Source organism: Gammaproteobacteria bacterium, assembly GCA_036383255.1.
Classification (GTDB): domain Bacteria; phylum Pseudomonadota; class Gammaproteobacteria; order Natronospirales; family REEB76; genus DASUBN01.
In genome coordinates this window covers 23,632-36,442 of sequence record DASVOS010000011.1, presented here as the reverse complement: position 1 = coordinate 36,442, position 12,811 = coordinate 23,632, and the positions used below count along the sequence as shown (strand labels likewise).

14 protein-coding genes are annotated in these 12,811 nt (G+C 68.4%); 12 read left to right on the top strand and 2 right to left on the bottom strand.

Features of this window, described 5'->3' with window-relative positions; all coding sequences use genetic code 11:
* Positions 1-7 precede the first annotated feature (7 nt).
* Positions 8-940 (top strand): protein translocase subunit SecF, encoded by a 933-nt coding sequence (gene secF, locus VF651_06965; protein ID HEX7965442.1) that lies wholly within the window; start codon positions 8-10, stop codon positions 938-940.
* A gap of 56 nt (positions 941-996) precedes the next feature.
* On the opposite strand, the gene VF651_06960 is transcribed toward secF, so the two are convergent.
* Positions 997-2,700 carry a hypothetical protein gene (locus VF651_06960; protein ID HEX7965441.1) on the bottom strand — a complete coding sequence of 568 codons (1,704 nt, stop codon included), beginning with the start codon at positions 2,698-2,700 and terminating at the stop codon, positions 997-999.
* 10 nt (positions 2,701-2,710) lie between these two features.
* The gene (locus VF651_06955; protein HEX7965440.1) at positions 2,711-3,499 is read right to left on the bottom strand and encodes an inositol monophosphatase family protein; all 789 of its coding nucleotides are present in this window, start codon (positions 3,497-3,499) and stop codon (positions 2,711-2,713) included.
* An 81-nt stretch (positions 3,500-3,580) separates the two neighbouring features.
* Here VF651_06955 and VF651_06950 point away from each other — a divergent pair, with 81 nt between their 5' ends.
* From VF651_06950 to hisS, 11 genes are all read left to right on the top strand, one after another.
* Positions 3,581-4,315: an RNA methyltransferase gene (locus tag VF651_06950; GenBank protein ID HEX7965439.1), complete on the top strand. Its 735-nt coding sequence runs from the start codon at positions 3,581-3,583 to the stop codon at positions 4,313-4,315.
* Positions 4,316-4,372: 57 nt separating this feature from the next.
* The gene (locus VF651_06945; GenBank protein HEX7965438.1) at positions 4,373-4,849 is read left to right on the top strand and encodes an Rrf2 family transcriptional regulator; all 477 of its coding nucleotides are present in this window, start codon (positions 4,373-4,375) and stop codon (positions 4,847-4,849) included.
* A 14-nt stretch (positions 4,850-4,863) separates the two neighbouring features.
* Positions 4,864-6,015 carry a cysteine desulfurase family protein gene (locus VF651_06940; protein ID HEX7965437.1) on the top strand — a complete coding sequence of 384 codons (1,152 nt, stop codon included), beginning with the start codon at positions 4,864-4,866 and terminating at the stop codon, positions 6,013-6,015.
* A gap of 2 nt (positions 6,016-6,017) precedes the next feature.
* Entirely contained in the window at positions 6,018-7,172 is a 1,155-nt protein-coding gene (locus tag VF651_06935; GenBank protein ID HEX7965436.1) for an IscS subfamily cysteine desulfurase, read from the top strand.
* A gap of 20 nt (positions 7,173-7,192) precedes the next feature.
* Complete coding sequence (locus VF651_06930; protein ID HEX7965435.1) at positions 7,193-7,585, top strand: iron-sulfur cluster assembly scaffold protein; 393 nt, start codon at positions 7,193-7,195, stop codon at positions 7,583-7,585.
* A gap of 13 nt (positions 7,586-7,598) precedes the next feature.
* Positions 7,599-7,922, top strand: coding sequence for an iron-sulfur cluster assembly accessory protein (locus VF651_06925; GenBank protein ID HEX7965434.1), 324 nt, complete (start codon positions 7,599-7,601; stop codon positions 7,920-7,922).
* 190 nt (positions 7,923-8,112) lie between these two features.
* The gene (ndk, locus tag VF651_06920; protein ID HEX7965433.1) at positions 8,113-8,544 is read left to right on the top strand and encodes a nucleoside-diphosphate kinase; all 432 of its coding nucleotides are present in this window, start codon (positions 8,113-8,115) and stop codon (positions 8,542-8,544) included.
* A gap of 7 nt (positions 8,545-8,551) precedes the next feature.
* A complete protein-coding gene (gene rlmN / locus VF651_06915; GenBank protein ID HEX7965432.1) occupies positions 8,552-9,799 on the top strand; it encodes a 23S rRNA (adenine(2503)-C(2))-methyltransferase RlmN in 1,248 nt (415 codons plus the stop codon).
* Positions 9,796-10,572: a type IV pilus biogenesis/stability protein PilW gene (gene pilW / locus VF651_06910; protein HEX7965431.1), complete on the top strand. Its 777-nt coding sequence runs from the start codon at positions 9,796-9,798 to the stop codon at positions 10,570-10,572. The genes rlmN and pilW overlap by 4 nt, the downstream gene beginning before the upstream one ends.
* Complete coding sequence (locus tag VF651_06905) at positions 10,565-11,482, top strand: RodZ domain-containing protein (protein ID HEX7965430.1); 918 nt, start codon at positions 10,565-10,567, stop codon at positions 11,480-11,482. The genes pilW and VF651_06905 overlap by 8 nt, the downstream gene beginning before the upstream one ends.
* Positions 11,483-11,497: 15 nt before the next feature.
* Positions 11,498-12,784 carry a histidine--tRNA ligase gene (gene hisS, locus VF651_06900; GenBank protein HEX7965429.1) on the top strand — a complete coding sequence of 429 codons (1,287 nt, stop codon included), beginning with the start codon at positions 11,498-11,500 and terminating at the stop codon, positions 12,782-12,784.
* Positions 12,785-12,811 lie beyond the last annotated feature (27 nt).

Here is a 12,811-nt window from a genome sequence, read left to right as displayed (position 1 = left end):
GACGGCAATGGAATTCTTCCACAACATACCGCACATCAACTTCCTCGGCGTCCGCAAGCTCGCCATGGGCATGTCGCTGGTGGTGCTTGTCGCGGCGATCGCCTCGCTGAGCGTGCACGGCCTGAACTTCGGCGTGGACTTCACCGGCGGCGTGACCGTGCAGGTGAGCTACCCCAAGAGCGCGGACCTGGACCAGGTGCGCAAGGCGCTGGCCGCCGGCGGCTTCGAGAACTCGATCGCGCAGAACTACGGCACCCCGCAGGAGGTGCTGATCCGCCTGCAGGCCGCCGCGGGCGAGTCCGACAAGGACACCGGCAACAAGGTGATCGCTGCGCTGCAGAAGAGCGAGCCCGGCGTGCAGCTGCAGCAGGTGAACTTCGTGGGCCCCGAGGTCGGCAAGGACCTCGCTACCAAGGGCGCGCTGGCCTTCGTCATCACGCTGGTGGCGATCCTGCTCTACATCGTGATGCGCTTCGAGTGGCGCCTGGCAGTCGGCGCGGTGGCGGCGACCCTGCACGACGTGGTGTTCGTGGTCGGCTTCTTCTCGCTGCTGCACATCGAGTTCGACCTCAACGTGCTGGCTTCGGTGCTGGCGGTGATGGGCTACTCGGTGAACGACACGGTGGTGGTGTTCGACCGGATCCGCGAGAACTTCCGCAAGATGCGCAAGGGCACGCCGACGGAGGTCATGAACATGGCCATCAACGAGACCCTGTCGCGTACCATCATGACTTCGGGCGTGACGTTGCTGGTGGTGGTGGCGCTGCTGATCCTGGGCGGCCCGGTGCTGCACGGCTTCTCGCTGGCGCTGTTCGTGGGCATCATCGTGGGCACCTACTCCTCCATCTACATCGCGAGCGCCACGGCGCTGATGCTGGGCGTGAGCAAGTCGGACCTGATGCCGGTGAAGAAGGGCGAAGCCGTCGACGACATGCCCTGACGCGATAGAGTCCACAAGCAAAAAGAAAGGGCGCCGCGAGGCGCCCTTTTCGTTCCTTACAGTTTCGTCTCAGGGGCGGTGCCAGTATCCAGCCAGGGGACGCCGGTCAGTTCCACCATGTCCGGCATGGACGGAAGCTTCGCGGGGCAGGGTAATAGGAGCGGCTCCTCCTGCTCCTTGACCGTGAGACGGATCGGCTCACCCCTGGCGCAGCCCGCCGCCACCGCCTGGTAGGCGGCGATGCCTCCGGCGAACAGCCTTTGTCCATCCATGGCCTGGACGAAGTAGGACTTACCCAGCACGGAGCAGTTCTTCACCGGGAAAAGAAGGAAGCCTTCGTCCTGGGTGTTGAGACTGACGCCGCCGTGGCAGTCGGCGCGCATGGCTTCGAGCATCACGGGAGTGATGGCCATGCGGCCGAACTCCGGGTTGTCGGAACCGGGGCCCGGCACCGCGTAGCCCACGCCCAGGCGCTCGAGAGCCGCCAGGATGCGCGGGTTCTTGTCCTTGGCGGAAGCGGTCACCAGTGCGTGCAGCAGGTCCGTGAGTTCGGCGTCCCCTGAGAGCTTGCGGACGGCGCCCATGAAGGTCGCCTCCGAGTACTCCTGCTTCCCGGCATCGGCATAGATCTCATGCCACAGGTCGAAGAAGCCAAGCCTGGCGTCCTTGCGGTGCAACGCCGCCTCAGCGAGCAGATTGAAGGTCACGCCGCACCCGTAGACCGCCTCGTTGGACTGGTTCTGTTCCTGGATCGGGCGGTCCCCAGGCGTCCGCAGGCAGGCGTTCAGCGCCGAAGCGTAGAGTTGCAGCGCGTCGGCGCGGCTGATCCAGCCGTTGCGCATGGAGAATTCGATGGCAGCCGCTTGGGCCTGGCCTTCCGGCAACCAGCTGCCGCCGTCCGACGACCACACCTGCGGCTGGAACAGGTAGGCGTTCCACAGGTGCGCGATCTCGTGGGTGATGAGCGTGGCCAGGAGGCCGCGAGTGTCGGGGGTGTCCTGCGCCCAGCCGGCGCCGCTCAGGATGAAGTCGATGTTGGAGGGCAGCGTGTCGCCCTTGTAGTCCGCCACGCCCTGGGCGTCGCGGTCTTTCCAGTTGAACAACAGGAAAGGGCGCCGCGGCAGCGGCGCGCCATAGTGCCCGGTGTAGAACGCGATGGTGGCCGGCACCTGCATGGCGAGCGCCTTGCCGGCCCAGGCGGGCAGGCCGGGATCCAGGATCAGGATCGAGTCCCCCGTCTGCACGGGTTCGAGGCGGCCGAAGTAGAAGAAGGTGCCGTCGGATTCCGGCTGGATGGATTCGCCCGCGACGGCGGGACGGCCGTACACCAGCACCCGGGAAGCATCCTTGAAGGTGAAGCGCGTGGCCTTGCCGCCGCCCTTGACGTTGAAGTAGCCGCTGAACAGCGCCACGCTGCCGTCGCTGAAGAGCTGCATCGGCGCGTAGTCCAGGTCGATGACGTCCGTGTAGGGCTGGACCTCGACACGGAACTCCCGGAACGGCTTGCCGTCCTGCGTCACGAGGGCGTCGCCGTCGAGCTTCAGCCCCGCCGACGCCAGCTTCCACAGCTTGCCGCGCACCGCGCCCAGGTGCCGTTCGAATTCGAGTCGGGTGACCGGACCGGATAGCCGGTAGTCCGCAGTCATGCCGTGGGCGGCCGAGACGGCGAGGGTGACAGTGGCGGTGGGAACGGTGTCAGCAGCACAGGCGAGCGCGGGCGCCGCCAGTGCAGCGAGCAATAGCAGGGCAGAGCGGAACATGGGTCCTCCCTTATCCGAGCAGGGGTTTGAACTCGTCGGCGAGCAGCTTGAACACCTTCTGGCCGCCGGCCAGGATGTTGCCATCCTCGGGGATGCCCACGCTGCCATCCAGGTGGCCCACGCTGCCGCCCGCCTCCTGGATCATGAGCAGGCCCGCTGCCACGTCCCATTCCTTGAGGCCGAGCTCCCAGAACCCGTCCATGCGCCCGGCCGCCACGTAGGCGAGGTCGAGGGCGGCGGAGCCGGCGCGGCGGATGCCGGCGGTCTTGGAGGCGACGGCGCCGAACATCTTGAGGTAGAGATCCAGGTTCTGGTTCTCGCGGAAGGGGAAGCCGGTGCCGATGAGCGCGCCGTCCAGCCCCTTCAGGGTGGTGACTCGGATGCGGCGGCTGTTGAGCTGGGCGCCGCCGCCGCGGGCGGCGGTGAAGAGTTCGTTGCGCAGCGGATCGAAGATCACGCCGTGCTCGAGCCGGCCGCGGTGCTTGACGGCGATGGACACCGAGAACACCGGGAAGCCGTGCAGGAAGTTGGTGGTGCCATCGAGGGGGTCGATGACCCAGGTCCACTCCGGGTCGCGGCCGCCGCGCACGCCGGATTCCTCGCCGATGATGGCGTGGTCGGGATAGGCGGCGCGGATGATCTGGACGATCTCGTCCTCGGCTTGGCGGTCCACTTCGCTCACGAAGTCGTTGCGTTCCTTGGCCTTCACCGTGAGGGTATCCACCCGGTCCACGTAGCGGACGATGAGGTCGCCGGCTTTGCGCGCGGCGCGGATGGCGATGTTCAATAAGGGCTGCATGGGCCTCTCCTGGAACAGGAACGTGAGCTGAAGTGGCAAAGAACGGGCGCAGACCTGCCGCGCGCCGCGTAGAATACCAGAATGAACAAGGGCTTACGAATCGTACTGGTGGAGACCAGCCACCCGGGCAACATCGGTGCCGCCGCCCGCGCCATGAAGACCATGTGCCTCGCGCGACTGGTGCTGGTGAGCCCGGCGGAGTATCCGCACCCGGACGCCAGTGCCCGGGCCTCCGGCGCGGTGGACGTGCTGGAGCGGGCCGCGGTGGTGAAGACCCTGGACGAGGCGCTCGCCGGCTGCACGCTGATCGCCGGGACCAGCGCCCGGCAGCGGGGCCTCGGGCCGCCGGTGCTCTCGCCCAGGGAATGCATGGAGCGCCTGCAAGCCGCCGACGCGGCGGGGCAGGAGACGGCGCTGCTGTTCGGACGTGAGCGCACCGGCCTCACCAACGAGGAGCTGGCGCGCTGCCACATCCTGGTGAACATCCCCTCGAACCCGGAGTACAGCTCCCTCAACATCGCCGCGGCAGTGCAGGTGCTGGGCTACGAGTCCATGCTGGCGCGGGGCGCCACGCCCGCGGCGGGCGAGAGCGAGGAGGTGCCCGCCACGGCGGAGGAGATGGAGAAGCTCTACGCGCACATCGAGTCCGCGGCCCTGGAGACAGGGTTCCTGGACCCCGCGAACCCCAAGCACCTGATGCGTCGTATCCGGCGGCTGTTCAACCGCGCCCAGCCGGACCAGAACGAGGTGCACATCCTGCGGGGCCTGCTGACAGCCCTGCAGAGCCCAAAGGCCCGGCGGCGCGGCAATACCTGACCCCCAGGGTTGGTTATATAATGACAACCCGTCCGCTGCCTTGAAGCCGAGGCGCCCATGAAACTCACCACCAAGGGACGTTACGCGGTCACCGCGCTCCTCGACCTCGCCTTGCATGACGGGGAAGGGCCGGTGTGCCTGAGCGAGATCGCGGCACGGCAGGACATCTCCCTGCCTTACCTGGAGCAGCTCTTCACCCGCCTGCGCCGCAGCGGCCTCGTGGCCAGCACCCGCGGTCCCGGCGGCGGCTACAACCTGGGCAAGGCGCCGTCCGAGATCCCGGTGGCGGACGTGATCCGCGCGGTGGACGAGTCCTTCGACGCGACCCGCTGCGGCGGCGAGCGCGACTGCCACGGCGGCAAATCCTGCCTGACCCACGAGCTGTGGGAGGACCTGAGCCGCGAGATCCACCGCTTCCTGAGCGGCGTCACGCTGGCGCAGCTCATGCAGTCCAACGCGGTGCGCGGTGTCGCGGCGCGCCAGAACCAGGAACACGTTCTCAAGTTCGTGCCGCGGAGCCGCGCGGCGTCCTGAGTCCCTTCCCAGTCATGTCCATCTACCTCGACCACAACGCCACCTCACCGCTGGACCCGCGGGTGCTGGAGGTCATGCAGCCCTGGCTCGCGGGAGCGCACGGCAACCCTTCCAGCGTGCATCGCCCGGGCCGCGCGGCCCATGAGGCGATCGCGTCGGCACGCGCCCAGGTGGCGGCGCTGGTCAATGCGCAGCCGGCCCAGGTGGTGTTTACCGGCGGCGGCACCGAGGCGGACAACCTGGCGCTCAAGGGCGTCTGCGCCGGCCGGCCTGACGGGAAACTGCTGGCAGGTGCAGTGGAGCACAGTGCCGTGCTGGGCCCGGCTGACGCGCTGGCGGAAGCGGGCTGGGACGTGCGGCGCATCCCGGTGGACGGCGAGGGGCGCTACGACCTCAAGGCTCTCGACGCGCTGCTCGCAACGGGCGGCGTGAAGCTGGTCTCGGCCATGCATGCCAACAACGAGACCGGCGTGCTGCAGGACGTGGCGGCCATCGCCAGGCGCGCGCATTCGGCAGGCGCGCTGTTGCACTGCGACGCGGTGCAGGCGGCGGGCAAGGTCCCGGTGGATCTTCCGGCGCTGGGCGCCGACCTCATGACGCTCTCCGCCCACAAGTTCAACGGCCCGCGCGGCGTGGGCGCACTCGTCATGGACCGGCGCGTGGACCTGAAACCCCTGATCCATGGCGGCGGGCAGGAGCAGGGCCTGCGGGGCGGCACCGAGGACCTGGCGGGCATCGTGGGTTTCGGCAAGGCCGCGGCCCTGGCGAACGAAGAACTGCAGGCGCGCGCCGCCCATTCGCGTGAGCTGCGGGACGCGCTGGAAGCCGAGGTGCGCAGGCTGCCGGGCGTGCGGGTGTTCTCCGGCGGCGCGGAGCGGCTGCCCAACACGCTGCAGTTCGGCATCGAGGGCCTGGACGGGGAGTGGCTGGTGATGGAGCTGGACAAGCGCGGCATCGCGGTTTCCAGCGGTTCCGCCTGCCACAGCGGCAGCGGCGAGCCCAGCCACGTGCTGACGGCCATGGGCCTCGTGCCCGCCATCGCCAAGGGCGCGCTCAGGATCAGCTTCGGCTCCGGCAACACCGGTGCTGACGTGCAGACGGTGGCGAAAGCCCTGCACGAGATCGTGGCCGGCCGCGCCAGGAACGTGGCGGCGGTGGGCTGGTGAGTGTGAATAAGATCATTTACATGGACTATGCGGCGACGACGCCGCTGGACCCCAAGGTGGCGGCGAAGATGGCCGCGCACCTGACCCTGGATGGCGTGTTCGCGAATCCCGCCTCAGCGCATGCACCGGGCCGTGCCGCCCGTGTGGCAGTAGAAGAGGCGCGGCGCGAGATCGCGGCGCTGGTCAATGCCGAGCCTTCCGAGATCGTGTTCACCTCCGGTGCCACGGAGTCAGACAACCTCGCCATCAAGGGCCTGGCGCGGTTCCGCAAGGACAAGGGCCGGCATATCGTGACTTCGCGCATCGAGCACAAGGCGGTGCTGGATGCCTGCAAGCAGTTGGAGAAGGAAGGCTTTGAGGTCACCTGGCTCAGGCCCGACGCGGACGGGCTAATCCAGCCCGAGGCGGTGCGCCAGGCGCTCAGGCCCGACACGGTGCTGGTGACGCTGATGCACGCCAACAACGAGCTCGGAACTCTCAACGACATCGCCGCCATCGGCAAGCTCGCGCACGCGAACGGCACCGCGTTCCACGTGGACGCGGCCCAGAGCGCCGGCAAGGTGCCCATCGACCTGAAGAGGCTGGACGTGGATCTCATGTCCTTCGCCGCCCACAAGGTCTACGGACCCAAGGGCATGGGCGCGCTCTACGTGCGGCGCGAGCCCCGCGTGAACCTGGAGCCGCTCATCCACGGCGGCGGCCACGAGCAGGGCATGCGCTCCGGCACCCTCGCCACGCACCAGATCGTGGGCATGGGGGAAGCATTCCGCCTCGCGGGGCAACTCATGCCCGCGGAGATGCAGCGGCTCACTACGCTGCGGGAGCGCCTGTGGAAGGGCCTGCAGGCGCTACCGGGAGTGCTGCTGAACGGGCATCCCACCCAGCGGCTGCCGGGAATCCTCAACGTGAGCTTCCCGGGCGTGGAAGGGGAGAGCCTGCTCTACGCCTGCGAGGGTCTCGCGGTCTCCAGCGGCTCCGCCTGCAACGCGGCGGACCGGGAACCTTCCTACGTGCTGCGCGGCATCGGGCGCGACGACCAGCTCGCGGGTGCGAGCCTGCGCTTCAGCCTGGGCCGCTTCAGCACCGAGGCGGAGGTGGACGCGGCGGTACAGCTCGTCACGACGCAGTACCGGCGTCTCGCGGCGCTGGCGGCTTGAAGGCCGTGGCGGGCGCCCCCATGGAATACGCTGAAGCGGTGCTGGAGCACTTCCGTGCGCCACGCAATGCCGGAGGCTTCCCGGCGGACACGCCGGGCGTGTCGGAAGGTGCGGCAGGCAGCCGCCGGCACGGGCGGGAGATCCGCCTGTCCCTCAAGCTCGGGAGCGATGGGCGCATCGAGGCCTGCCGCTACCGGGTGTACGGATGTCCCGCCACGGTGGCCCTCTGTTCGGTGCTGAGCGAACGCCTGCCGGGCTTGAGCCTGGAAGAAGCAGGCACGCTCTCGGGCGTGGCCCTGGCGGATGAGTTCAGGCTCCCGGTCCCCAAGCGGGATGCGGCACTGCTCCTGGAGGATGCCCTGAGGGCCGCCCTCGAGGGGTACAATATGGATGAGAAGCACGAACGTGCTTGAGGAAGACGAGACGATGGCCATCACCCTGACTCCCAGCGCCGCCGAGCGCGTGAAGAACCACCTGCACCAGCAGGCGGATGCCACGGGCCTGCGCCTGGGGGTGAAGAAGACCGGCTGCTCCGGCTTCGCCTACGTGGTGGACTATGCCCACGGCCAGAGCGCCAACGACGTGGTGTTCGAGGACCAGGGCGTGCAGGTGGTGGTGGACCGGGAGAGCCTGCCTTTCCTGGACGGCACCCAGGTGGACTTCGTGAAGAAGGGCTTGAACGAGTCCTTCCAGTTCCACAATCCCAACGTCAAAGACGAGTGCGGCTGCGGCGAGAGTTTTACCGTCTAATCGTCCTTTTCCGCTCGAAATCCCCGCCTAATCTCCTGATTTCATTGCCTGTACCGGCTCGCAACCGGTAAAATCCCCCGTTTGAAAATCGCCGGAAGTCCCGGGCCCGACGCGGGCTCCAGGGCGGGCTGACCCAAGCTCCTCCTGTCTCCGGCGCCCATCCACCCCCAGTGTCCCGGAGAGATGTTTCGTGGCTATCGAACGTACCCTGTCCATCGTCAAACCCGACGGCGTGGCGAAGAACCTCATCGGCGAGGTCTATGCCCGCTTCGAGAAGGCCGGCCTCAAGATCGTGGCGGCCCGCATGCTCCACCTCACCCGCGCCCAGGCGGAGGGCTTCTACGCGGTGCACCGCGAGCGCCCCTTCTTCAAGCCGCTGGTGGACTTCATGATCTCGGGTCCCGTGATGGTCACGGCGCTGGAAGGCGAGGGCGCGATCCTCAAGAACCGCGACATCATGGGCGCCACCGACCCGAAGAAGGCCGCCAAGGGCACCATCCGCGGCGACTTCGCGCAGACGGTGGACGAGAACATGGTGCACGGCTCCGATGCCGCCGAGACGGCGAAGCAGGAGATCGCGTACTTCTTCTCCGACCTCGACATCGCGCCGCGCACCCGGTAAGAGAGCGATGACCGGCGACGCCCCCAAGGTGAACCTGCTGGGCCTGGACCGCCAGGCGCTGGAGGCCTTCTTCGTCCAGCTGGGCGAGAAGCCCTTCCGCGCCCGCCAGCTCATGAAGTGGGTGTATCACCAGGGCGTCGCCGATTTCGACCTCATGACCGACCTCGGCAAGAGCCTGCGCGAGAAGCTCAAGGCCGCTGCCGAGGTGCGCCCGCCGGAGGTCATCACCGAGCAGCTCTCGGAGGACGGCACCCGCAAGTGGCTGCTGCGCATGGACGCCAGCAACAACATCGAGACGGTGCTGATCCCCGAGGGCGACCGCGAAGTAAATGATGGTTTCTCAGATGTTGATACTGATGAGCAGCATGGTACAACGGCTCTGACGGTCGCCCGCGCCCACTCCGCTGGCCGATCCCCCAAAGGGGGGCCCTCGGCCGACGCTCCGGGGCGCTACCGGGGTACCCTGTGCATCTCCTCGCAGGTGGGCTGCGCCATGGACTGCAGCTTCTGCGCCACCGGCAAGCAGGGCTTCAACCGCAACCTCACCGCCGCCGAGATCATCGGCCAGGTGTGGATGGCGAACCAGCGGCTCGGGGCCAAGCCCGGCACGGACCGGGCAATTACTAACATTGTATTCATGGGCATGGGCGAGCCGCTCGCCAACTACAAGCACGTGCTCACGGCCATCAAGGTGCTGGTGGATGACTTCGGCTACGGCCTGTCCAAGCGCCGCGTGACGGTGAGCACCTCCGGCCTGGTGCCGACGATGTACAAGCTCGCCGAGGACTGCGACGTGGCGCTGGCGGTGTCGCTGCACGCGCCGACCGACCCGCTGCGCGACGTGCTGGTGCCCATCAACAAGGTGCACCCCATCGCCGAGCTGATGGAAGTCTGCCGCCACTACGTGGACAGCAAGGACCACCGGCACGTGCACATCACCTTCGAGTACGTGATGCTGGAGGGCGTGAACGACAGCCTCGAGCACGCCAAGCAGCTCGCGGCGGTGGTGAAGGACGTGCCCTGCAAGGTGAACCTGATCCCCTTCAACAGCTTCCCGGGCACCCAGTACCGCCGTTCGCCGCAGGCCGCCATCGACCGGTTCGCCGAACTGCTGTGGCAGAAGGGCATCGTGACCATCACCCGCCGCACCCGCGGCGACGACATCGACGCCGCCTGCGGCCAGCTGGCCGGCAAGGTGAAGGACCGCATCCGCCGGGCCGAGCGCCGCGGCGGCGAACTGGAGGCCCAGCCATGATCCGCCGCCTGCTGCTGACCGCGCTGCTGCCGCTCGCCCTGTCCGCCTGCGTGACCAGCAATCCCGATGGAAGCCCGTTCCAGGGGGACAAGGTGGACATGAAGCGGGCCGCCCAGGACAACGTGAGCCTGGGCATCGCGTACCTCAAGCAGGGCAACCGCGACGCGGCCATGCAGAAAATCCAGAAGGCCCTCGACCAGGACCCGGACAACGCCGATGCCTACGTGGCCGAGGCGCTCATCTACAACGCCGACGGCGATACGGACAAGGCGCGGGACGCCTACAAGACCGCCATGCGCAAGGCGCCGGATGACCCGGAGATCGAGAACAACTATGCCGTGTTCCTCTGCCAGCACGGCAAGCCCAAGGACTCGCTGGAATACTTCATGAAGTCGGCGGCCAACCCGCGCTATTCGACACCCGACGGGGCCTACTCCAACGCCGGCCTGTGCGCGCTGCGCATCCCGGACCAGGCCACCGCGGAGCAGTATTTCCGCAAGGCTCTCACCGTCAACCCGAACCTGCCGGAGCCGATGTACCAACTGGCCCAGCTCAGCTACGACCAGAAGAAGTACCTGTCGGCACGCGCCTTCATCGAGCGCTTCAACGCGCTGCAGCCGCGCTCGCGGCCGGACGTGCTGCTGCTCGGCGTGAACAACGAGCGCGCCCTCGGCGACCAGCGGGCAGCGGCGGATTACGCCAAGCAGCTCCTGAAGCTGTACCCGACTTCCCAGCAGGCACAACAAATCAATCAGGCGAACCCCCATGGCTGAGAACCAGACTCCCCCGGCGGGCCCCGGCCCCGAGCTGCAGCGCGCCCGCGAGGCCCGCGGCATGTCGGTACACCAGCTGGCCGTGGAGCTGCACGTCAGCGACGCCATGATCAACGCGATGGAGCGCGGCGACTACGCGATGCTGGGCGAGCCGGTGTTCGTGCGCGGCCATCTGCGCAACTACGCCCGCGCGCTCGGCATCCCGGAGGCGGAGGTGCTCTCCGCCTACGACCTCGCCCAGCACAAGCCGGCCACGCCGGTGCTGCAGCCCGTGCCGCATACCGGCGGCGGCATGAGCCCCCGCGCCCGCGAGTGGTCCACCCGCGCCGCCACGGGCGCCGTGGTGGTGGTGCTGCTGATGCTGCTCGCGGCGTGGTGGATGCGCCGCCCCGCGGAGCCGGTGGTGCAGCCCCTCAGCATGGTGCCGGCGGCGGCCACGGCACCGGCGCCCAGCACCCAGCCGATGGTGGCGCTCACGGACCTCGCGGACAACGCACAACCGGCGGCGGCGCAGAAGCCCGCGGCCAAGCCCGCGACGCCTCCGGCGGCGACCCGCACCCCGGCCCTGGCCGCGCGGGTGACGAAGCCCGTGACGCCCGCGCCGCGTCCCGCCACCACGCCGCAGCAGGTGAGCGCGCCGGTGGATGAGCGCGACCTGGTGCACGCGACGTTCGTGCTGGGCGCGGCCTCCTGGGTGGAGGTCTACGACAACAACGGCAAGCGCATCTACTACGACCTGGCGCCGGCGGGCGACAACCTGAAGCTCACGGGCGCGGGCCCGCTGCAGGTGTTCCTCGGCAACGCGCCGGGCGTGAGCGTGGAGCTCGAGGGCGCGTCCTTCGACATCAAGCCTTTCCTGCGCAGCGACAACACCGCGCGCTTCAAGCTCGGCTCAGCGGCCAAGCAGTAACCGGCGGGATCTGACATGGCGAAGTTCATCGAGCCCGTGCGGGGCATGAACGACATATTGCCGGACGCGGCGGCGCGCTGGCGGCAGGTGGAGGACACGGCGCGCGCGGTGCTGGAGTCCTACGGCTACCGCGAGATCCGCATCCCGGTGGTGGAGAAGACCGAGCTCTTCAAGCGCTCCATCGGCGACGCCACCGACATCGTCGAGAAGGAAATGTATACCTTCCTCGACCGCAGCGAGGAGAGCCTGACGCTGCGCCCCGAGGCGACCGCCGGCATGGTGCGCGCGGGCCTGTCCAACGGCCTGCTCTACAACCAGGTGCAGCGCCTCTGGTGCGCGGGGCCGATGTTCCGCCACGAGCGGCCGCAGAAGGGGCGCTACCGCCAGTTCCATCAGATCGACGTGGAGGCCTTCGGCCTCGCGGGCCCGGACATCGACGCCGAGATCATATTGATGAGCGCCCGCCTGTGGCAGCGGCTCGGGTTGAAGGACGTGCAGCTGCAGATCAACTCGCTGGGCACCCCGACCTCCCGCGCGCTCTACCGCGAGAAGCTGGTGGCCTACCTGGAACAGCACCGGGACCGCCTCGACGAGGACAGCAAGCGGCGCCTGGGGCTGAACCCGCTGCGGGTGCTGGACAGCAAGGAACACTCGATGCGCGAGGTGATCGCCGGCGCCCCGAGCCTGCTGGACCACCTGGACGAGGAATCGCAGCGGCACCTGGAGGGCCTGAAGCGCCTCATGGATGACGCCGGCATCAAGTACACGGTGAACCCCCGCCTGGTGCGCGGGCTCGACTACTACACCCGCACGGTATTCGAGTGGACCACCACGCGCCTGGGCGCGCAGGATGCGGTCTGCTCCGGCGGCCGCTACGACGGACTGGTGGAGCACCTGGGCGGCAAGCCCACGCCGGGCATCGGCTTCGCCATGGGCGTGGAGCGCCTGGTGGCGCTGATGGAAGAGGAAGGCGTGGCTCCCGCGCCGGATGCGCCGGATGTCTACCTGGTGAGGGTGGGCGAGGCGGCGGAACGGGCCGCGTTCAGGCTCGCTGAGCAACTGCGTGATGCGGTCCCCGGCATCCGGCTGCAGATGGACTGCAGCGGCGGCGGCTTCGGCAACCAGCTGAAGCGCGCCGACAAGAGCGGGGCGAAGCTCGCCCTGGTGCTCGGGGACGACGAGGTGAGCAGCAAGAGCGCCGCGCTCAAGCCGCTACGGGGCGGCGAGCAGGAGAAGGTCACGTGGGACGCGCTGCCCATGCGCGTCACCGAACTTGCCGGATTGAAAAAGTCCGCGCCCTGAGGCGCGGGTCATTCCCTTAAAGGAGCG

What these genes read in the sequence shown, in the direction of transcription:
- secF (HEX7965442.1), top strand. Translation starts at nt 8, where the DNA reads ATGGAATTCTTCCACAACATACCGCACATCAACTTCCTCGGCGTCCGC.
- VF651_06960 (HEX7965441.1), bottom strand. Translation starts at nt 2,700, where the DNA reads ATGTTCCGCTCTGCCCTGCTATTGCTCGCTGCACTGGCGGCGCCCGCG.
- VF651_06955 (HEX7965440.1), bottom strand. Translation starts at nt 3,499, where the DNA reads ATGCAGCCCTTATTGAACATCGCCATCCGCGCCGCGCGCAAAGCCGGC.
- VF651_06950 (HEX7965439.1), top strand. Translation starts at nt 3,581, where the DNA reads ATGAACAAGGGCTTACGAATCGTACTGGTGGAGACCAGCCACCCGGGC.
- VF651_06945 (HEX7965438.1), top strand. Translation starts at nt 4,373, where the DNA reads ATGAAACTCACCACCAAGGGACGTTACGCGGTCACCGCGCTCCTCGAC.
- VF651_06940 (HEX7965437.1), top strand. Translation starts at nt 4,864, where the DNA reads ATGTCCATCTACCTCGACCACAACGCCACCTCACCGCTGGACCCGCGG.
- VF651_06930 (HEX7965435.1), top strand. Translation starts at nt 7,193, where the DNA reads ATGGAATACGCTGAAGCGGTGCTGGAGCACTTCCGTGCGCCACGCAAT.
- VF651_06925 (HEX7965434.1), top strand. Translation starts at nt 7,599, where the DNA reads ATGGCCATCACCCTGACTCCCAGCGCCGCCGAGCGCGTGAAGAACCAC.
- rlmN (HEX7965432.1), top strand. Translation starts at nt 8,552, where the DNA reads ATGACCGGCGACGCCCCCAAGGTGAACCTGCTGGGCCTGGACCGCCAG.
- pilW (HEX7965431.1), top strand. Translation starts at nt 9,796, where the DNA reads ATGATCCGCCGCCTGCTGCTGACCGCGCTGCTGCCGCTCGCCCTGTCC.
- VF651_06905 (HEX7965430.1), top strand. Translation starts at nt 10,565, where the DNA reads ATGGCTGAGAACCAGACTCCCCCGGCGGGCCCCGGCCCCGAGCTGCAG.
- hisS (HEX7965429.1), top strand. Translation starts at nt 11,498, where the DNA reads ATGGCGAAGTTCATCGAGCCCGTGCGGGGCATGAACGACATATTGCCG.